Genomic DNA, 18,091 nt, shown 5'->3' on the forward strand with positions numbered 1-18,091 from the left:
GGATGTCAGAGTTGGGGCTGGATCGAGAACAGCTTTTGTCCGTATTCGACCGGCTTGGCGTTTTCGACGAGGATGTCCGTGACGATGCCGTCGATATCGGCTTCAATCTCGTTCATCAGTTTCATGGCCTCGATGATGCAGAGCGTCTGCCCTTTCTTGATGACGTCCCCGATCTCAACGAAGGGAGAGGCCGTGGGGTTCGGAGCGCGGTAAAACGTGCCGACCATGGGCGAAGCGACGATGTGTCCGCCGGAGTCCCTGTCCGGGGCGGCGGTCTGTTCGATCGGTTGGGCGCCGGATGCTGTTGATGATTGCGGTCCGACGGGAACGGCGGCGACAAGCGCCTGTGGGGAAGCGACGTTGCGGCTGATCTTGATTTTGAAACCCTCGATTTCCAGTTCGAAATGGGAGAGATTGCGTTCCTCAAGGAGGGTGATGACCCGCCGGATTTCATCGAAATCGATACGGGGGTCCGGGCGCGCGTCTTCCGAAGACGAAGGGTTGGCGTTATGACTCATGTGTTGTTTCCATTCCTTAAAGTAGATATACCTTAATGGCAACCCCTCTAAAAGTCAAGATTCCTGCGGCTTCCGCTTTAAGGGCTCGGGTGAATCTCTTCGAAAGACGTGTCCGGGCCCCGGCGAGTCCCGTCCACTCCGACTCCGGGTCTCGCTCTCCTCGACCTGCGGTCTCGGATCCGTGCCCGCTCGACCCTCCGACGGCTTTCTCCGAGATCCCCCCTGCGCCCCGCGGAAGCCTCCGTGCATGATTAAGAGTGCAGATAGGCTTTGTTAGAATAGATTAGGTTGAATTTGGGAGGGGTTTGCCGTAGTCTGAAGGAGAAGCGGAGAATTGCACGATGTTTGACCAGATATCCGAGCGCCTGGGCGCGATGATGCGGTTTCTCAAGGGAGAGGGCAAGGTCACGGAAAAAAACATGGCCGAGGCCCTGAAAATGATGCGCCTTGCCCTCCTCGAAGCGGATGTCAATTACCGGGTGGTGAAGGAGTTCGAGGAAAAAGTCCGGACCCAATCCCTGGGCGAGGACGTGCTTCGCAGCCTGACGCCCGCCCATCAGGTCATCCGGATCGTCAGGGACGAGCTGGCCGTCGTGCTCGGCGGGACGGAAAAACCTCTGGTTTTCGCCTCCCGCCCCCCTTCGGTTTTTATGATCGTCGGGCTTCAGGGAAGCGGAAAAACAACGACATGCGGCAAGCTGGCCCGTTTCACATCGAAAAAAATGAGCAAAAACCCGCTTCTGGTGTCCACGGACTTCAAAAGGCCGGCCGCCCAGGACCAGCTCCGGACCATCGCCGAAGGGCTGGGGCTGCCTTTCTATGAGAGGCCTCGTGAAAGCGGCGAAAGCCCGGAGAAACTTCTGGATGGGTGCCTCCGGTATGCGTCCAACAGAAGCTTCGACCCTCTGATCGTGGATACGGCGGGACGCCTTCATGTCGATGCGGACCTGATGGATGAGCTGCGGCGCGTCAAGGCCGCTCTCCGGCCCTCCGAAGTCGTCTTTGTCGGCGATGCGCTGACCGGCCAGGATGCCGTCAAAAGCGCCCGGGCTTTCGACGAGACCATCGGTTTGACTTCGATCATCCTGACGAAGCTCGACGGGGACGCCCGCGGCGGCGCCGCCATGTCCATCGCCTCGGTCACGGGAAAACCGATCAAGTTCTGCGGCGTCGGAGAAAAGCCCGATCAGCTCGAAGTCTTCCATCCGGAAAGAATGGCTGCCCGCATTCTGGGCATGGGCGATATTCTGGGACTGATCGAAAAGGCCGAAGAGCAGGCCGATCTTCAGGCCTCGGAGGATGCCCTTCAAAAAATCCGCCGCCGGGAATTCACACTCGAGGATTTCCGCAGCCAGATAGTCCAGATCAGGAAAATGGGCTCTTTATCCCAGATCCTGGGTTTTCTTCCCAAGTCCGGGCTTTTCAAGGAAGCGGCATCTCTTCCGGACGACGACCGGAAAATCCTCCATTTCGAAGCCATCATCAACTCGATGACACCGGAGGAGAGGAGGAATCCCCGGATCCTGAACGGCCGGCGAAGGAGCCGCATCGCCCGAGGAAGCGGCCGTCCGGTTCATGAAGTCAACCAGCTTCTCAAGCATTTTGCCGATATGCAAAAGATGATCCGGGAGCCCCGCTTCCGGAAACTGATGTCCCGTTTCGGCTGAGACCTTGATGATATCCAGGGATGTCTTTGCGACGGCGGGCCTTCTGGCCGTCCTGGCTTTCGCAGCGATTCCCGGCACGGCCGCAAGCCCGGAGTCGGCAAAAGGGACATCCCGCAAGGCCTCCGGAACCATCGGACTCCATGTGGAAAACGACATTTTTGCCGGAACCGACCGCGGCTATACGAACGGTTTCAAACTGGTCTGGCTTTCACCGGAGATCGGCCCGGGACCCGGCCGCCTGCCTTTGACCGGGTTGTTGGGGAATCTGGCCCGCAGACTGCCTTTTTTCGCAACTCCCGTGTCCCGCCGTTATTTGTCCTTGAGCTTCGGTCAGAACATTTTTACTCCGCATGACATCTGGCGGCGCAATCTCATCATCGATGACAGGCCCTATGCGGGCTTCATTTACGGAACACTGGGCTTCTACGCGCGGGGTCCTTCCGTTCTGGACGGATTCGAAGCGACGATCGGAGTTGTCGGCCCCGCCTCTCTGGGCGGGGATGTGCAGAAATTCCTCCACAGAACCTTCGGTTGGACGCGGCCCGAGGGTTGGTCGAACCAGATCAAGAATGAGCTGATCCTTGGATTCGGCGCCGACCGCAAATGGAAGGTCCGGAAGCCGGATCCGACCGGGGTTTTCGACTGGGACGCCATTGTCAGGGCGCATGGCCGGATCTCCAATGCCGTGACCGGCGCCGGAGCCGGCTTCGAAATCCGGGCCGGCCGAAATCTTCCCCGGGATTTCGGGTCGTCCTTCATCCTGCCGGGCGGCGGCGGTACCGGAATCGGCGAAGAAAACGGGTTTCGGACATCCGGCGCTCCCGGCGCCGTTCATGCGTTCGCGGTTTTCGAAGCCCAGGCCGTGGCCCGGGATATCTTTCTCGACGGCAACACCTTCCGGGAAAGCCACAGGGTCGTCAAGCGGCCTCTCGTCGCCGATATGGCCCTTGGGCTGGTCTTCCGGAAAGACCGGGTGCGGGCGAGCTTCGCCTATGTCCTCAGAAGCCGCCGGTTTGTCGGCCAGACCTACCTGGAGATTTTCGGGGCTTTCAACCTCTCCCTCAACCTCTGATTGCGCGGATAGGGCCCTATGACGAATCGACCGGTGTTGACTTGGCGGGCAAATTTGGCTATGATTTTCAATCATTTCAATAAAAAACAGGTTGCACAATGATCACAATGAGACTGATGAGATTTGGCGCGAAGAAGAGTCCCTGCTACAGGATCGTCGTCATGGATTCGAAAAAGGCCACGCGAAGCCGGGCCTTGGATACGATCGGAACTTATAATCCCTTGACGGATCCGGCGGATGTCAAGATCGACGTCGAAAAAGCCCGGAATTGGCTGGCCAAGGGCGTCCAACCGTCCCCCACGGTTCGATCCCTCTTGAACAAAGTCATCAAACCCGAAAAAAAAGGTGCTCAGGAGTCATAAGTAAAAGAAGGAGGCCACCGTGAAGGAACTCGTTGAATTGATCGCGAAGGCTCTTGTCGACGACCCGGATAGAGTCCTGGTTTCCCAGCTCGAGGGAGAACAGACCACTATCCTGGAACTCAAGGTCGCTCCTGAAGATCTCGGCAAGGTCATTGGAAAACAAGGCCGGACGGCGCGGGCCATCCGGATCATTCTCGGCGCCGCCGGGATGAAACTCAAGAGACGTTTCAATCTCGAAATCATTGAAAAATGATGACATTGTCGGCATAGGCCGGATACTCAGGAGCCAGGGGACCGAAGGCGAACTCAAGCTCAGACTCTATGCGAAAGACTCCCTGAAAGCCGGCTTGTCGTCGGTTTTTGTCGAGGAAAAAGAGGGGGTTGAGAAATATCGTATCGAGAGTCTCCGCCTCGACCGGAATGTCCCGATCCTGAAACTCGAGGGCGTTGATAATCTGGCCCAAGCCGACGCCTTGGCGGGACGACGGATTTATGCTGAAGCCACGGACTTTCTCCCTCCCCGGGAGGGATGTGTTTATGATTTTCAGGTTATCGGCGCCGGCGTCGAAACGGTGTCGGGCCGGTCTCTCGGCGTCGTGAAAGGATTGATTCCCGCCGGATCCTCGGATCTCCTTGTGATCGAAGGATCCGGAAGGGAGTATCTGATTCCTTTCGTGGAGGACATCTGTGTCGAGATCGATCCGGACAACCGGAGAATCCGGATCGATCCGCCCGAGGGACTTTTGGAGCTGAATGAGATTTGATATAATTACCATCTTTCCCGAAATCTTCACGGGGTTTTTATCGGGAGGGATTATCCGGAGAGCCGTGGCCGAAGGCCTGTTGGAGATCTGTGTGCATGATTTGAGAGATTTCGCCGCCGGCAGACACCGCCAGGTGGACGATCGTCCGTTCGGCGGACTCGAGGGCATGGTGATCAAGCCCGAGCCGGTTTTTTGCGCCGTCGAATCGCTCCGCCGGGACGAAGAGGCGGCCGTTTATCTTCTGTCGGCCCAGGGCACCCTTTTTTCAGCGGAAACGGCCCGGCGGATGGCCCGGCTCCGCCGCGTCATCCTGATTTGCGGGCGGTATGAAGGCGTGGACGAAAGAGTGGCGGAGCATCTGGCCGACGAAGAAATCTCCATCGGCGATTACGTTCTGACCGGCGGGGAACCGGCGGCCATGGTCGTTGTCGATGCCGTCTCCCGGTTTGTTCCCGGCGTCGTCGGCAAAACCGGTTCCGTCGAGAGGGACTCGTTCAACGACGGTCTTCTCGATTATCCCCAATACACACGCCCCCGGGATTTCCGGGGCCTGGCGGTTCCCGATGTCCTCCTCTCCGGAGACCATGCGGCCATTGAGGAATGGCGCAGGAAAAAAGCGATGGAAAAAACCGCCCGGACGAGACCGGATTTGCTGAAGAAGACAAACATGGATAACATCGATAAAGAAAGGACGACATCATGAGCCTGGTTAAACTGGTCGAGGATAAACAGAAAAAGAGCGATATCGCGGAATTCAACGTCGGCGATACCGTCAAGGTTCACGTCATCATCCGGGAAGGCGAAAAGGAGCGCATCCAGATCTTTTCTGGGGATGTGATCGGCCGGAAGGGCGAAGGTCCCAAGGAAACCTTTACAGTCCGGAAGATCTCCTTCGGCGTGGGGGTCGAGCGCGTTTTTCCCCTGCACTCGCGGATGATCAGCAAAATCGAAGTGGCCCGGAAGGGGAAGGTCCGCCGGGCCAAGCTCTATTACCTGAGAAATCTCAAAGGAAAAGCCGCCCGCCTCAAGGAAGCCCGCTGAGCGGGAGTGCCTTCGGAAGGCCCGGAGGGTCCGGCTTCCGGGGGCCGGCACATGCGGCGGAAGGCGAACAGACCCGGAAGTGGCCGATTTTTCCTTCGAAAAAAAAGTTCTGGAGAGCGGGCATCGATCCGTCGCCGGTGTGGATGAGGTCGGCCGGGGTTGCCTGTTCGGCCCCGTCGTCGCCGCCGCCGTCGTTTTTCCGTCCCGGATTTACGCCGGGGCCGCTCCGGAATGGATGGCGGATATCGATGATTCCAAACGTGTCCGTCCGGCCGAGCGGGAGAGGTTGGCCGGATTGATTCTCCGGGAGGCGGATATGGCCGGCGTCGGTCAGGCGACAAACCGGGAGATCGACGCCCTGAACATTCTTCAAGCCGTAAGGCTGGCCGTGTTGAGGGCCGTGGCCTCTCTTCCGCGGGCTCCGGACATTCTCCTTGTTGACGGGTTTCCCCTGAGAGATGTAAAATATCATCACATGGGGATCTGTGGAGGCGATCGTTTGAGTGTATCCATTGCCGCGGCGTCTCTGGTCGCCAAAGTGTTTCGCGACGGACTGATGCGGAAGATGGATCCGCTGTTTGACGGATATGGGATCGCCCGGAACAAGGGATACGGAACCCCGCAGCATTTCCTGGCTCTGGAGAAAGCGGGGCCGACGCCTTTGCACAGACGAAGTTTTTTTCTCGGGCCGAATCCTGCCGGCGCCGGGGCCGCGACGATCATGGCTGTCAAGAGGGGGTCCAGGCGAACATGAATGCCAAATTGGACAGAATCCGGGTGTTGGAATCGGCTGAAAAACTGATCAAGGGGGGAAAGCTCCGCGAGGCCGCGGCCGAATACGAAAAGCTGGCCGAGAGCGATCCGTCCGATATCGGGGTTTTGAATACCATCGGCGACCTCTATGTCCGCATCGGACATGAGAGCCGGGCGATCGAGGCTTATCAACGGGTCGCCGCGGAATATGAAAAAAGAGGTCTGTATTCGCAGGCCCTGGCCATTCATAAAAAAGTCTTCAGGATGAAGCCCGACGATCCCGAGATCGCCCTCAATCTGGCCGATCTCTACGGGCGGCAGGGATTCGTTTCCGATGCCAAGGACACTTTCGCCAAAGCCGCCGAACGGTTCCTTCGCAATAACAAAGTTCCGGCCGCCGTTTCCGCCTACGAAAAATCGGCGCGCATCGACCGGGAGGATATTCCCGTTCGCGAAAAATTGGCGGCGCTCTATAAAAAAGAGGGCCGCATCGAGGCCGCCGTCGAAATGTTCGCCGACATCGCGGAAAAACACCTGGAGAACGGGTTTGCGGACAAGGCGGAAAAGGTTCTGCTCGAAGCCCGGGGGATGCTGCCGTCGTCTCTGCGCATCATCACCGACCTCATGGAGGTTTACAAAAGGAAAAACGACCGGATAAAGGCCGTGCAGATTCTTGAACAGGGACTCAAGGCGGATGAGAACAACCCCCAGCTCCTCAATCTTCTCGGCAACCTGCATTTCGAGGACGGCGATTTCAAAAGGGCCGAGAAAGCTTTTTCGGACATTTTGGAATCGAACCCGATGAACGTCAACTCCCGGATCAAGCTTGGCCGCCTGGCCATCCTCCGCGGCAATCCGGATCGGGCCTTCGACTTCTTTGAACCTCTGGTCAACAACCTCGTCAAGAAAAACAGGGAAGAACAGGCCGTGGGCCTGCTGGGGCTCATTCTGGCCGACCAGAGGATTTATCTCCCGGCTCTGGAGAAGCTTGCTTCGATCTACAGGGCTTCCCGGGATTTCGATCGTCTCGAAATCGTCGACCGGACCATTCTAGGAGAATTGAGCAAGGAGCCGCCGACGGAAAAAACCCTGGCCGTTCTCGAGGAATTGATCCAGATCCGGCCCGAGGATGAAGACCTTGCGGAGGCCTATCATAAAACCAAGCAGGACATCGGTCGAACGGAAGAAGAGGAGGCTGCGGAGCCGGAACCCGTACCTCCTCCCGAAAAGGACAGCCTGCTCATCGAATCCACGTTGTCCCAGGCCGATATCTATATCAAACAGGGTCTTGTTCGCAACGCCCGGCGTATTCTGGAAACCCTGAAGATGACCTATCCCCGGGATACCCGGATTGCCGAAAAGCTCGAACTCCTCGATCAGGCCCAGACACAGCTCGACGAACAGGAAATCCTCAACAGGGTTCATGAGACGACGTCCATCGACGCCGGGATTCAGGAGGCTCGCCGCCGGGTGTCCGCGCCTGTTCCTGAAACGGACTCCGTGGAAGAAAAAGTCGGGGCGATGGAGGTTTTCTCCGACATCAGCGAAATCGTTCCTCTGGACGGCCGCGGAGCGGAGACCCAAGCCTATTTTGATCTGACTCAGCGGCTGGATGATGAGCTGCGGCTCATCCAGGCCGTCCGGGACCGCCAGACCAAGGGATTGACCATTCAGTTCGAAAAAGATCTGTCCCAGATCGTCGATGATTTCCGGAAGGACGTCAAAGCCAAGGTTCCCGAAGAGGACGCCGAAGTCCGCTTTCAGCTCGGCGTCGCCTTCATGGAACTCGGACTGATTGCCGAAGCCGTCGACGAGTTTCTTCTGGCCGCCCGGGACAAGGAACGGGCCATGGAAAGCTACCATGCTCTCAGCCGCTGCCATCGCAAAAACAAGAACTTTCCGGAAGCGGAACAATGTCTGACCCGGGCCATGAAGCTGACCCGCGAAGGGACGGATGTTTATCATGCCCTCGAGTTCGATCTGGCCGGACTCATGGAGGAGAGCAAAAACCCGGACAAGGCGCTCTGGATCTACCGGAAAATCCGGGATTGGAACCCGACCTTCCGGAACGTTTCCACGAAAATCAAGAGGTTGGAAAAGACCCCCTGATCCGTGTTCCCGGCCGGATCGTCACCGGGAAAGCGGCACGAGCACGACGTTTTCGAGTTTCAGGGCGTTGTTGTTGACCACGCAGGTGATCCGAAAGCGAAGCGTGTGCCGGCCCGGATCCAGCCGCACCGTTCCCAGGGAAAATGTCGCGGGATAGTAGATGCTCGGCGAATCTCCGCTCGTACCGGGAATTCGGATCTCATCATTGATCTCGACGACGAAGGAACTCCGGCCTCCCCACTGGCTGGCATAGGACGCCTGAATTTCGTAATGTCTCCCGCGCTTCAGGGAGAAGGTCCATTCCGGATAATCGCTGATGTTCTGCCAGTTCGCCAGCATGACCCTTCCGAAAAAATCGTCCAGGTAGGCCCGCTGACCCATGCGCGATTGCAGATCGGCCAGATAGACCGGGAGCTCGATCCGGCCCGTGTTGTCCGGCTCGATCTCGTAGGGATCGACGCGGGGTTCGCCCTGGAATTCGAGAACCAGGACCGAAACGTCGGGATCGGGAAGCGGCGAAGGAAGGGTGACGACGATATCATTCCGGATGCGCCGGAAATTGAGATTCTTTTCCGGCTTGTCCAGCATGGTGACTTTTTTGAGGTACGACTTCAAACCGGGCAACCGGATCCGGTTGTCGGGCGGACGGCCCATGATGTGGATGTAGACGGTGTTGTCCTTGACTGTGGAACTGCCGAAAAAGGGGAGTCTTTCAAAAACGCCGGGACCGGTGTCATAGACGGCCGGGCCGTTTTTATTCAGCCACTCGCCAACGCTTTTCAGGCGCGAGACGAATTCCGGCTGAATGGTTCCGTCGGGAGCGGGGCCGATATTGAGGAGGAGATTGCCGCCCTTGCCGGCGATTTCGGCGAGCTTTCGGATGATCTGGGGCGCGCTGTGAAATTCCGTTTCATAACGGTTGTAACCCCAGCCGTTATAATTGATGGTGGCGCAGGCTTCCCAAAGCCGGGGCGTGCCGTCCTCATCGCGCCAGCCGGTCGCGGGGACGAAATTCTCCGGAGTCCCGAAATCCCCCCGGCCGGGTTCTCTTCGGAACAGCCGGTCATTGATCAGAATGTTCGGATTGAGATCGAGGATCAGGCGCTCGAACTCGTCGGCCCGCTGATCCTCGTTGGAATGCTCCCACTCCCCGTCGAACCAGAGGATGGCGGGGTCGTATTTTTCAATGAGCTCCCGGATCTGGGCCTGGGCGAAGTCGATATAGCGATTGAAATCCGCGTTGCCGGCCGGCCGGTCGGTTTCCCAGTCCCGGCGGGGCAGGTAGTCGGGATGATGCCAGTCCATGATGGAATAGTAGAGACCCAGAGGCATGCCGTTTCGGCGGCAGGCCGCGGCCAGCCCGGCCAGAATGTCCCGGCCGTAAGGCGTGTTCATGATGGTGTTCGTGGTGTGGGCGCTGTCGAAAAGACAGAAACCGTCGTGGTGTTTGGCCGTGATGACGATGTACCGGGCTCCGGCCTCCGCGGCCAGGCGGACCCAGGCGTCGGGGTCGAAGTGGACGGGATTGAAGCCGGATGCGATTCTCTGGTATTCGGCGTGGGGGATCCGCAGAAGCTGGCGGGCCCATTCCTCGCGTCCGATCATGGCGTAGGGGCCCCAATGAATGAAAAGGCCGAACTTGGCGTTGCGGAACCATTCCGTCCGGTCCGGATCGACCGCGGGCCGCTCCCGCCCGGAGACGGAGAGTGCCGTCCCGGCCACAAGAAGAAAGGCGGCGATCAACCGCCGTTGCCTGAAAGATGGCCTCATGATATCACCTCGGGTTCTTTTTTTTCTCCGCGGCAAGATGTTCGAGTTCGATCCTGTAGGTTTCGATGTCCGGGATGCCGAAGAACTCCTGCCGGCTGCGCGCTTCAAGATCGCGCAGGAGGACGTCGTTGTAGGTTCCGGGACCGATCCGCCATTCGTTCGGCGGGCGAAAAAAAAAGTGGTAGACGATAAAGACGTTTTCGAAGAGATAGAGCCAGGACTCCACGGAGATGCCGTCCACGGATTCCTCGAAAACGTCGGCCGAAATGGGGGCCGAAACCGTTTTTAAGGATTCTCCGTAGATGATTTCCAAAGGCGGCCCGTTCAACAGATAAATGCGGGCTCTGTCCGTATCCCAGGGACGGGCGCTGTTCTCCCGGCGGAAGGCCTTGGAGATCAGTGCCATGCGCTCTTCGAAAACATCCTGCGCGCCCGGGGCGCGAGCCTCCCAGAACAGCGTTTGGAAGCGCCTTTTTCCTTCCGGGCGGAGGCCGGCATAGGCGGTTTGTTCGAAATCCTCCATGATCACAAAGTGGCGGGCCAGCCACGCGTCTCTCGGGGGGAGCCAGACGGGAGTGCAGGAGGAAACGGCCGCGCAAAGGACGATGGTGAAAAGAGGCGCGACCTTCATGAAAAACCGCAGCCCGAGACTATCACAGCCCGTCCGGTGTGTCAAAAACGCCGTCGTGAGAAAAAGCCGGATCGGCGAGCGTTTTTTTCTTTGCGCAAGGAAAGCGCGAGGTGCGATGAACACCGACCTGATTCAACGTCTTTTCGATGTGATCGTCGATCATGTTCCGTCGGAACGCTGGCGGCTTGTTCTTTTCAATGGGCGGGAGGAGGCGATCTTTCTGAGAACCGGCCCGCCGGGAATCGAGACGATCAACGGCCCGGACGACGAGCCGGTCGAGCGGGCCCGGGCCGTGCGGCAGCCTGTTCTTGACGGAAAGCTTCTCTGTCATCCTCTTGTCGTCGGAGACAGAGCCGCCGGAGTGATCTGCCTCGATCGCCGTCTATCCGGCCGGCCGTTTCTGAGACAAGACCTGGAATTCGTTGCAGCCGCCTCGCGTCCGATTCAAGCGATTCTTCGGGAGGACGTGGAGCGATACGGGGGCCGGCCCGCCCACGGTGAATCCCCTCTTTTCGGCCGGGGATGCGAGTTCGAGCGCATCCGTCTCATGATCGAACGGGTCAAGAACGCCGAGGCCCCCGTGTTCATCGGGGGGGAGAGCGGAACCGGCAAGGAGCTTGTCGCCCGGACCATCCATGAGACCGGACGGCGGTCCGAGCATCCCTTTGTGGCCGTCAATTGCGGCGCCATTCCGGATGCCTTGATGGAAAGCGAACTCTTCGGCTATTCGAAGGGGGCCTTCACCGGGGCGATCCGGGACCGGTCGGGTCTGATCGAGGAAGCCCGGGCCGGCACGTTTTTCCTCGATGAAATCGGAGACTTGTCCCCCGGTCTCCAATCCAAGCTTCTCCGGGTTCTCGAGGAGAGGCGGATCAGGAGGGTCGGCGAAAATCAGACCCGGGCGGTGGGCGCCCGTTTCATCAGCGCAACGAACAAGGATCTGGAAAAAGAGGTGGCGCGCGGGGCCTTTCGGGAGGATCTTTTTTATCGTCTGAAAATCATCGCCATCGAACTGCCTCCGCTCCGGCGCCGGCGGGAGGATATTTTGCCTCTCGCCGCGTCGTTTGCCGCAAAATATTGCCGGGAGGAGGGCCGGGATGTGCCCGTGTTTTCTCCGGGAGTCCAGGAACTTCTGGAATCCTACGATTGGCCGGGGAATGTCCGGGAACTTCAGAATGAAATCCGCCGCTGTGTCATCCTGTCCGGATGCGAAGAGATGATCACGGAGGACCATCTGTCGCCGCGTTTGAATCCGCGCGGAGAGTCCGCTCCCGAGCGGCCGGCATCGTTCATCGAGGCCCGGGCGGAGTTTGAAAAACGGTTCCTCCGCCAGGCCCTCGACCGCTGCCGCGGCCGGAAAACGAGGACGGCGGCCGAGATCGGACTGACGCGCCAGGGGTTGTTTAAGCTCATCAAGAAACATGGTCTATAACGCGCCCGTGCCGGGAATGAGGCCGCAGGCTTGTCGATTGCGGGCGAGTTTGGTAAATTGTTTCCATGATGGCTGAAGAGAAAAAAGGCGACGGCATCATCCAGGTCGAGTGCCCCTGCTGCTCCGCCCTTCTGTGGGTCGACGTGCGGACGGCGGGCGTCATTCAGTCCGAAAAAAAAGAAAAGAAAAAAGGCAGTCTGGACGATCTTCTGCTGGACCAGAAGAAAAAGTCGGAGGCGATGAAGGGCAAGTTCGAAGCGACCTTCGAACTCCAGAAGAAAAAACTCGAACAAGCCAAGGAAAAATTCGCCAAGGCCCTCACCGATATCGAAGAATAATCCCGTCCGGTCAGCTGCCGATCCGGGTCTCGTCCTCGCGCTTGCGGGGGGCCATGGAAAACCCGGTGAATCCAAACGCCACCAGAATAACGACCGAAACATAGTTCATAAAAGCCCAGGGCAGGTAGGAAAACGTCGGGACGCCGATCGTGCCCGTGATATAGACGCCGGCCATGCTCCAGGGGATGAGGGGGACGATAATCGCGCCGCTCTCCTGGATGATCCGCGAGAGATTCTTGGCGGCCAGCCCTTTTTTCCGGTAGACGGGCGCCAGGAGATCGCCGGGGATGATCATCGAGAGGTAGGAGCTGCCCGTCACCAGGGCGGTCAGGACGGAGGCGCCGACCGTGGTCATGACGATGCTCCAGACTTTGTCGGCGAACTTCATGACCCGGTCGAGAATCACGGAGAGAAGGCCCGTCGCCTGCATGATCCCGCCGAAGCTGAAGGCCGTAAAGGCCACAAGGAGGGTTTCCATCATGCTCATCATGCCGCCGCGCGAGATCAGCCGATCCACGGCCTCGACTCCCGTATGGCCTTGGTAACCTGTATTGACGGCCTGGGCGATCTCCGGGATTGAGGCTTTCTGAAAGATGACGGCCAGCCCGGCGGCGACGATCGAACTCAGCAGCATCCCGGGGATGGTCGGCTTCTTGGCGAAGGCGAAATAAAAGACGACGGCCATCGGCAGGAGAAGCAGGACATGGAAACGGAAATTCGTGCGCAGGGTTTCCAGGATGAGGGTCATGATTTCGGATTCGACGGCGGCGGCCCGGAAGCGGAGTCCGACGAAGAAATAAACGGCCAGTCCGAAAAGCCAGGCGGGAACGGCCGACCAGAGCATGTGGCGGATATGGTCGAAGAGATTTGAACCTGCGGCCACGGGTGCCAGGTTGGTGACATCGGAGAAAGGCGACATCTTGTCTCCGAAATACGCCCCGGCCACGACGGCGCCGGCGGCCGGACCCAGGGGAATGCCGAGTCCCATGGCGATGCCGATGAAGGCCACGCCGAGAGTGCCGATCGTTCCCCAGGAGGTCCCCGTGGCCAGGGACGTGATGCTGCAGACCAGACAGGCCGTGAACAGGAAATACTGAGGAGAAATGAGCTTCAGACCGTAATAAATGACCATCGGGATGGTTCCGCAGGCGATCCAGGACCCGACCAGGATGCCGACGCAGAGCATGATGAGGATGGCCGGCATGGCCTTGTGGATGCTGTCGACGACGCCCCGCTCCATGTCTTTCCAGGAGAACCGGAGGGCGAACCCGGTCAGGGCCGTAATGACCGCGGCGGCGACCAGGAGAACCTGGGGCCGGATTTGATAAACCCCGTATCCCACGCCCAGAAGAAGGCCCATGGCGATGAGAGGAATGAGAGCAACGCCGAAGCTCGCCCGGCGGGGGGGCTTGTCTGTGAAAGCTGGGGGTTGCGTCATGACGTCCGCCCCAGATTACCATGCTTCGAAGGGCGATGACAAGAAAAGAAAAACCCGGCCGGGAGACGAGCCCGGCCGGGCCATCAACCCTCCTTGGGAAAAACCTTCGGAGTCCATCCCCAACATGAATGTTCTGAAAAACCCTGTCAAGAGATTCGGGGTAAATGTCCTTTTATGTCGTTTTATGTCGTTTTATGTCGTTTTTCCGCCTCTTAAGCCGGGTTTGACAGATCCGTTTTCCTGGCATAATCTATCTGAAGGAGGAACCATGTCGGACTTTTTTCAAAACGGCGTGATCGCCACATTCCATCGCCTGGGAAAGCCCAATCTCAAGAGACTGGAGGCGGATTTGGCGGATTTCAGCCGCCGCAGGCCCATTTCCCTCGTTCTTCCCTCTCTTTTCCGTGAATTCTCCAGCGGTACCCTGCCGCACATCATGAAGGATCTGAAAAAGGCGGAATACATCAACCAGATCGTCCTCTGTCTGGATCGGGCGACAAGGACGCAATTCCTCCAGGTCCGGAAAGCTTTCGCCGACATGGACAACCTGGTCATTCTCTGGAATGACGGGCCGAAAATGAAGTCCCTCTACCGGCGTCTCGACGCCAACGGCTTGTCCGCCGGAACCCAGGGCAAGGGCCGCGCCGTTTGGATCGCCTTCGGATTCGTTCTGGCCGAAGGACGGAGCCGGGTCATCGCCCTTCACGACTGCGACATCGTCGATTACGATCGCAGCCTTCTGGGCCGGCTGGTTTATCCTGTGGCCAATCCTCATACCACCTACGAGTTCTGCAAGGGTTACTACAGCCGGGTGACCGACCGGATGCACGGCCGGGTGACCCGGCTGTTTTTCACCCCATTCATACGTGCCCTTATGAAAATGCTGGGCCCCCTGTCTTTTCTGAGCTATATGGACAGCTTCCGCTATGCCCTGGCGGGAGAGATGGCCCTCCGCCGCGATCTGGCCATGGCCATGCGCATCCCCGGGGATTGGGGACTTGAAGTCGGGACGCTCTCCGAGGTCTACCGCAACATGTCCCTGAACCGGATCTGCCAGGTCGACATCGCCGATTCCTACGAGCACAAACACCAGGAGCTCATCCCCGGAGAGACGGAAAAAGGACTGATGAAGATGACGGTGGACATCGCCAAATCCATTCTCCGCATTCTGGCGGGGGAGGGTGTGCAGTTTTCCGAGGGGTTTTTCAAAACCCTGAGCAACATTTATCTCAAAGTGGCTCAGGATACCGTCGTCCGCTACATGAACGATGCCGAGATCAACGGTTTGAAATTCGACCGCCACGCGGAATCCTCGGCCGTCGAAACCTTCAGCGAGGCCATCCGGATCGCCGGAAACGCCTTCTGGAGGAATCCTTTCGAAACCCTGCTCATCCCGAGTTGGCACAGGGTGACGGCCGCCCTGCCCGATGTCTTCGCCAACCTCCAGGAAGCCGTTCACAAGGACGGCCGTTCCTGAGCCCGGCCGCGGACAACCGGAAATGGAGTCCTTCGAAAAAGAGCTCGAAAGCATGCGCCGGTCCATCCGCGCGCTGTCCGAGCTGGCCCTCTTCCCCAAGAAGATCGAGATCCGCGGGGCGGAACATTTCGTGCGTGAAGGGCCGAATGTCATTGTCGGCAACCACATCGGCAGCTATAAGGATGTCGGACTTCTGTTCAAGATCGCACCGCGTCCCATTTTTTTTACGGCCAACATCCTGATCTTCGACCGGGACGATTTCAGCCGCCTGGTGCGGAAGCATCTGGTGCGGCACATGAAAAAATTCGGCGTTTTTCTTCACCTGATCATCAACCCTCTGATCGCCTATATCGTCCATTTTGTGTCCTCGAATATCGCCAGGATCGGAAGCATTCCCGTCCGGTTGGACGGCAGCCGGGCCGAAGCCATTCGCAAGTGCGAAGCCTACCTGCGCAAGGGACGGGCGGTCATCGCCCTTCAGGGCCGCGGGCGTGTCCGGTCCCGGGAGCCCAATCCCTACGTCGCGGCGTTCCGGAGGGGTCCCGCGGTGATGGCCTTCAACCTCTTGAAAACGGACGGTCTGGATTTGCCCGTGACACCGGTTTCGTTTTTCGGCACGCATATCATGTGGAGTGTTCCGGCGACCATTCGGGTCCACGTCGGGCCGCCGATGTACATCCGGGATCACCTGAAGGGAGATGATTCCGCCGTCATCGAGGCGTTTCGCGCGGCTCTTGAAGCGACCGTCGATTCCCTTTTCCGGGAAAGTCTCCATTGGAGGAAAACACCATGATGCGGTCCGCGGTCATTTTTGATCTGGACGGCACGCTCCTTGATACGATCGAGGACATCGCGGCGGCCCTGAACCGCGTGTTGGCCCGAAGAGATCAGCCGCCCTGTTCCATCGAAGAGTGCAAGGCCATGGTCGGCGAAGGCATGGAAACTCTGGTCCGGAGGGCTTTTCCCGGAGAGTCGGGCGCTGCGGCCGTCGAGGATTTCGTCCGGCAGTTCCGCGCCGAATACGCGGAGGTCTGGAGGGATCACAGCCGGCCCTACCCCGGCATTCCGGAGCTTCTGGCCGAATTGGAATCGCGGAATGTGCGAACGGCCGTTCTGTCCAACAAGTCCCACCCATTCACCGAAGCCATGGTCCGCGAGCTCCTGCCGTTTTCTTTTGAAGTCATCCGGGGCGCGATACCCGGCGTTCCCCACAAGCCCGACCCTGCGGCGGCCTTTCTCATCGCGTCGCAGATGGCTCTTGAACCCCGACAGTTTGTCTTTCTCGGCGATACGTGGATCGATATGAGGACGGCCGTCGCGGCCGGGATGTTTCCGGCCGGGGCGCTCTGGGGTTTCCGGGACGCCGCCGAACTCTCTGATGCGGGCGCCGCCGTTCTTTTAGAGAAGCCCCTCGATCTCCTGGCCTGTTCGACCTGCAATTCCTCGGGTTTGTTCTCCGGCGGGTCACCGGAATCGTCCTGAATTCGATTTCGGGCTCAACCGGTCGAATCGACTTTGCCGCCGAATTTTCCCGCCGGAAGCCGCCTGCTCTCCATTTTGAGATCCCGGTATCCCTTTCGAAAGGAAGACCGATTTTGCATCGTCGCCATGAATCGGCGTGGATCCACTCGAACGGAGTGAATCATCTCATGAAATTTCCGGACCTCCGCGATCCGGATTCTCTGAAGCTCACAGGCATAAAGGGGGATCGATTCCAGGGGGCGGCCGAGTGTCGCCAGGCTCATCGGACAAATCGAGCAGTCTTGGTTGTGGGAACAAAACAGACAGCTTTTTCCCCGGACGGAATAGGCATCCTGGGCCAACCGGGAATATTCCTGCAATACCATCGAATCCGGCGATGGGAAATGTCCCCGGATGTCTTTGATATGTCCCATGAGATACTTCCGTTTCTCCCGGGGGGGAATGGTTGTGCCATAATCGGCAAACAGGTGGCATCCCCAGATTTCCCCTCCCGTCGTCACGGCGATCCGGTTTTTCCCGGCTCCGCATTGGAAAAGACCGGGTTCCGGGTTCTCCCGGAAATTCAGGACGGAAACATGTCCCGTCCTGAGAAAAACTTCGGAGAGGCGCCGCCGGAGCCGCGAGAGGCCGCGGCGATAGGCCGCCCTGGCGGCCGGCTTCCAGGAAAGGTTCAGGGCCGGAGAAAGCCGGATATTCCGGGCGCCGAGAGTCCATAGAAATTGGACGGTTTCCATTAGATTTTCGGCACCTGCCGGAGTGACGACGGTATTGATTTCGAACTTGATTTTCCGGGATGATGTCATGCTCCGGACAAGGTTGGAGAGAGGACCGAAGCTTCCTTTGTGTCGGTGGATGTCCTGGGCGGGCCCGTCGAAACTCAAGGTCACGGAAAATCTTGAGTTTTCAAGAAATTCCAGAACATCGGGTGTGACAAGACTTCCGTTGGTTGTCAGGGCGAAACGCGGCCTACAGGATGCCATCCGGGATTCACCCTGAAGCCGTCCGACGATGTGCTTGAGAAGCTTGAACCTGAGAAGAGGTTCGCCGCCGTAGAAATTGATCGTCGGTGCCCTGGAGAAATTGGGAAGGAAACGGTCGAGGACGGCATCCGCCGTTGTTTTAGACATGTGGCGATTCTTCTTCCTTCTGAGACAGTACGAACACGAGAAATTGCAGGCATCGGTCAGGAACAGGGTCAGATGGCGGATGGTCATGGCCGGCCAGACAATACCGGCCT

The 18,091-nt window shown here is 58.6% G+C and carries 19 protein-coding genes; 14 read left to right on the forward strand and 5 right to left on the reverse strand.

All coding sequences use genetic code 11. From position 1 onward, the window contains the following. Nucleotides 1-5: 5 nt before the first annotated feature. Entirely contained in the window at nt 6-518 is a 513-nt protein-coding gene (gene accB, locus SCM96_06365) for an acetyl-CoA carboxylase biotin carboxyl carrier protein (GenBank protein MDW7760244.1), read from the reverse strand. Between the two features lie 341 nt (nt 519-859). Here accB and ffh point away from each other — a divergent pair, with 341 nt between their 5' ends. The 9 genes from ffh to SCM96_06410 all read left to right on the forward strand — a co-directional run bounded on the left by ffh (nt 860) and on the right by SCM96_06410 (nt 8,286). Next, a complete protein-coding gene (gene ffh / locus SCM96_06370; GenBank protein MDW7760245.1) occupies nt 860-2,185 on the forward strand; it encodes a signal recognition particle protein in 1,326 nt (441 codons plus the stop codon). A 7-nt stretch (nt 2,186-2,192) separates the two neighbouring features. Then, nucleotides 2,193-3,257 carry a lipid A deacylase LpxR family protein gene (locus SCM96_06375; protein MDW7760246.1) on the forward strand — a complete coding sequence of 355 codons (1,065 nt, stop codon included), beginning with the start codon at nt 2,193-2,195 and terminating at the stop codon, nt 3,255-3,257. Between the two features lie 98 nt (nt 3,258-3,355). After that, nucleotides 3,356-3,619, forward strand: coding sequence for a 30S ribosomal protein S16 (gene rpsP / locus SCM96_06380; protein ID MDW7760247.1), 264 nt, complete (start codon nt 3,356-3,358; stop codon nt 3,617-3,619). Between the two features lie 19 nt (nt 3,620-3,638). Further along, complete coding sequence (locus SCM96_06385) at nt 3,639-3,872, forward strand: KH domain-containing protein (protein MDW7760248.1); 234 nt, start codon at nt 3,639-3,641, stop codon at nt 3,870-3,872. Further along, on the forward strand, nt 3,862-4,383 hold the full coding sequence (gene rimM, locus SCM96_06390; GenBank protein MDW7760249.1) for a ribosome maturation factor RimM: 522 nt from the start codon (nt 3,862-3,864) through the stop codon (nt 4,381-4,383). Before SCM96_06385 ends, rimM begins: the two co-directional genes overlap by 11 nt. Continuing rightward, a complete protein-coding gene (gene trmD / locus SCM96_06395) occupies nt 4,373-5,086 on the forward strand; it encodes a tRNA (guanosine(37)-N1)-methyltransferase TrmD (protein ID MDW7760250.1) in 714 nt (237 codons plus the stop codon). The genes rimM and trmD overlap by 11 nt, the downstream gene beginning before the upstream one ends. Next, entirely contained in the window at nt 5,083-5,424 is a 342-nt protein-coding gene (rplS, locus tag SCM96_06400) for a 50S ribosomal protein L19 (protein ID MDW7760251.1), read from the forward strand. The genes trmD and rplS overlap by 4 nt, the downstream gene beginning before the upstream one ends. 79 nt (nt 5,425-5,503) lie before the next feature. Beyond that, nucleotides 5,504-6,178: a ribonuclease HII gene (locus SCM96_06405; protein MDW7760252.1), complete on the forward strand. Its 675-nt coding sequence runs from the start codon at nt 5,504-5,506 to the stop codon at nt 6,176-6,178. Next, on the forward strand, nt 6,175-8,286 hold the full coding sequence (locus SCM96_06410; GenBank protein ID MDW7760253.1) for a tetratricopeptide repeat protein: 2,112 nt from the start codon (nt 6,175-6,177) through the stop codon (nt 8,284-8,286). The genes SCM96_06405 and SCM96_06410 overlap by 4 nt, the downstream gene beginning before the upstream one ends. Nucleotides 8,287-8,307: 21 nt before the next feature. On the opposite strand, the gene SCM96_06415 is transcribed toward SCM96_06410, so the two are convergent. Both SCM96_06415 and SCM96_06420 read right to left on the reverse strand, forming a co-directional pair. Beyond that, the gene (locus SCM96_06415) at nt 8,308-10,056 is read right to left on the reverse strand and encodes an alpha-L-fucosidase (protein ID MDW7760254.1); all 1,749 of its coding nucleotides are present in this window, start codon (nt 10,054-10,056) and stop codon (nt 8,308-8,310) included. A gap of 4 nt (nt 10,057-10,060) precedes the next feature. After that, entirely contained in the window at nt 10,061-10,687 is a 627-nt protein-coding gene (locus tag SCM96_06420) for a GWxTD domain-containing protein (GenBank protein MDW7760255.1), read from the reverse strand. Here SCM96_06420 and SCM96_06425 point away from each other — a divergent pair. Together SCM96_06425 and SCM96_06430 are read left to right on the forward strand one after the other, a co-directional pair. After that, nucleotides 10,686-12,119, forward strand: coding sequence for a sigma-54-dependent Fis family transcriptional regulator (locus SCM96_06425; protein ID MDW7760256.1), 1,434 nt, complete (start codon nt 10,686-10,688; stop codon nt 12,117-12,119). The genes SCM96_06420 and SCM96_06425 overlap by 2 nt on opposite strands. Before the next feature lie 65 nt (nt 12,120-12,184). Next, on the forward strand, nt 12,185-12,457 hold the full coding sequence (locus SCM96_06430) for a hypothetical protein (protein ID MDW7760257.1): 273 nt from the start codon (nt 12,185-12,187) through the stop codon (nt 12,455-12,457). Nucleotides 12,458-12,467: 10 nt separating this feature from the next. On the opposite strand, the gene nhaC is transcribed toward SCM96_06430, so the two are convergent. Next, nucleotides 12,468-13,895, reverse strand: a complete 1,428-nt coding sequence (nhaC, locus tag SCM96_06435; protein ID MDW7760258.1) for a Na+/H+ antiporter NhaC — start codon at nt 13,893-13,895, stop codon at nt 12,468-12,470. Nucleotides 13,896-14,163: 268 nt separating this feature from the next. Between nhaC and SCM96_06440 the strand changes: the two genes are divergently transcribed. The 3 genes from SCM96_06440 to SCM96_06450 are packed head-to-tail and all read left to right on the forward strand — an operon-like array spanning nt 14,164 to nt 16,854. Continuing rightward, on the forward strand, nt 14,164-15,372 hold the full coding sequence (locus tag SCM96_06440; protein ID MDW7760259.1) for a glycosyl transferase: 1,209 nt from the start codon (nt 14,164-14,166) through the stop codon (nt 15,370-15,372). Between the two features lie 22 nt (nt 15,373-15,394). Then, complete coding sequence (locus tag SCM96_06445; GenBank protein ID MDW7760260.1) at nt 15,395-16,165, forward strand: lysophospholipid acyltransferase family protein; 771 nt, start codon at nt 15,395-15,397, stop codon at nt 16,163-16,165. Further along, nucleotides 16,162-16,854 carry an HAD family hydrolase gene (locus SCM96_06450; GenBank protein ID MDW7760261.1) on the forward strand — a complete coding sequence of 231 codons (693 nt, stop codon included), beginning with the start codon at nt 16,162-16,164 and terminating at the stop codon, nt 16,852-16,854. The genes SCM96_06445 and SCM96_06450 overlap by 4 nt, the downstream gene beginning before the upstream one ends. A gap of 14 nt (nt 16,855-16,868) precedes the next feature. Here SCM96_06450 and SCM96_06455 read toward each other — a convergent pair whose 3' ends face one another. Continuing rightward, entirely contained in the window at nt 16,869-18,068 is a 1,200-nt protein-coding gene (locus SCM96_06455; protein MDW7760262.1) for a radical SAM protein, read from the reverse strand. Nucleotides 18,069-18,091 lie beyond the last annotated feature (23 nt).

The organism is Acidobacteriota bacterium (genome assembly GCA_033549365.1).
Lineage (GTDB): Bacteria > Acidobacteriota > Aminicenantia > Aminicenantales > Saccharicenantaceae > JAWSUF01.

Excerpts from the sequence above, each read along its gene's own strand:
- SCM96_06430 (MDW7760257.1), top strand. The coding sequence starts at position 12,185 with ATGATGGCTGAAGAGAAAAAAGGCGACGGCATCATCCAGGTCGAGTGC.
- ffh (MDW7760245.1), top strand. The coding sequence starts at position 860 with ATGTTTGACCAGATATCCGAGCGCCTGGGCGCGATGATGCGGTTTCTC.
- SCM96_06375 (MDW7760246.1), top strand. The coding sequence starts at position 2,193 with ATGATATCCAGGGATGTCTTTGCGACGGCGGGCCTTCTGGCCGTCCTG.
- SCM96_06425 (MDW7760256.1), top strand. The coding sequence starts at position 10,686 with ATGAAAAACCGCAGCCCGAGACTATCACAGCCCGTCCGGTGTGTCAAA.
- SCM96_06415 (MDW7760254.1), bottom strand. The coding sequence starts at position 10,056 with ATGAGGCCATCTTTCAGGCAACGGCGGTTGATCGCCGCCTTTCTTCTT.
- SCM96_06410 (MDW7760253.1), top strand. The coding sequence starts at position 6,175 with ATGAATGCCAAATTGGACAGAATCCGGGTGTTGGAATCGGCTGAAAAA.
- SCM96_06455 (MDW7760262.1), bottom strand. The coding sequence starts at position 18,068 with ATGACCATCCGCCATCTGACCCTGTTCCTGACCGATGCCTGCAATTTC.
- rplS (MDW7760251.1), top strand. The coding sequence starts at position 5,083 with ATGAGCCTGGTTAAACTGGTCGAGGATAAACAGAAAAAGAGCGATATC.
- SCM96_06440 (MDW7760259.1), top strand. The coding sequence starts at position 14,164 with ATGTCGGACTTTTTTCAAAACGGCGTGATCGCCACATTCCATCGCCTG.
- SCM96_06450 (MDW7760261.1), top strand. The coding sequence starts at position 16,162 with ATGATGCGGTCCGCGGTCATTTTTGATCTGGACGGCACGCTCCTTGAT.
- rpsP (MDW7760247.1), top strand. The coding sequence starts at position 3,356 with ATGATCACAATGAGACTGATGAGATTTGGCGCGAAGAAGAGTCCCTGC.
- nhaC (MDW7760258.1), bottom strand. The coding sequence starts at position 13,895 with ATGACGCAACCCCCAGCTTTCACAGACAAGCCCCCCCGCCGGGCGAGC.
- trmD (MDW7760250.1), top strand. The coding sequence starts at position 4,373 with ATGAGATTTGATATAATTACCATCTTTCCCGAAATCTTCACGGGGTTT.
- SCM96_06420 (MDW7760255.1), bottom strand. The coding sequence starts at position 10,687 with ATGAAGGTCGCGCCTCTTTTCACCATCGTCCTTTGCGCGGCCGTTTCC.
- accB (MDW7760244.1), bottom strand. The coding sequence starts at position 518 with ATGAGTCATAACGCCAACCCTTCGTCTTCGGAAGACGCGCGCCCGGAC.
- SCM96_06445 (MDW7760260.1), top strand. The coding sequence starts at position 15,395 with ATGGAGTCCTTCGAAAAAGAGCTCGAAAGCATGCGCCGGTCCATCCGC.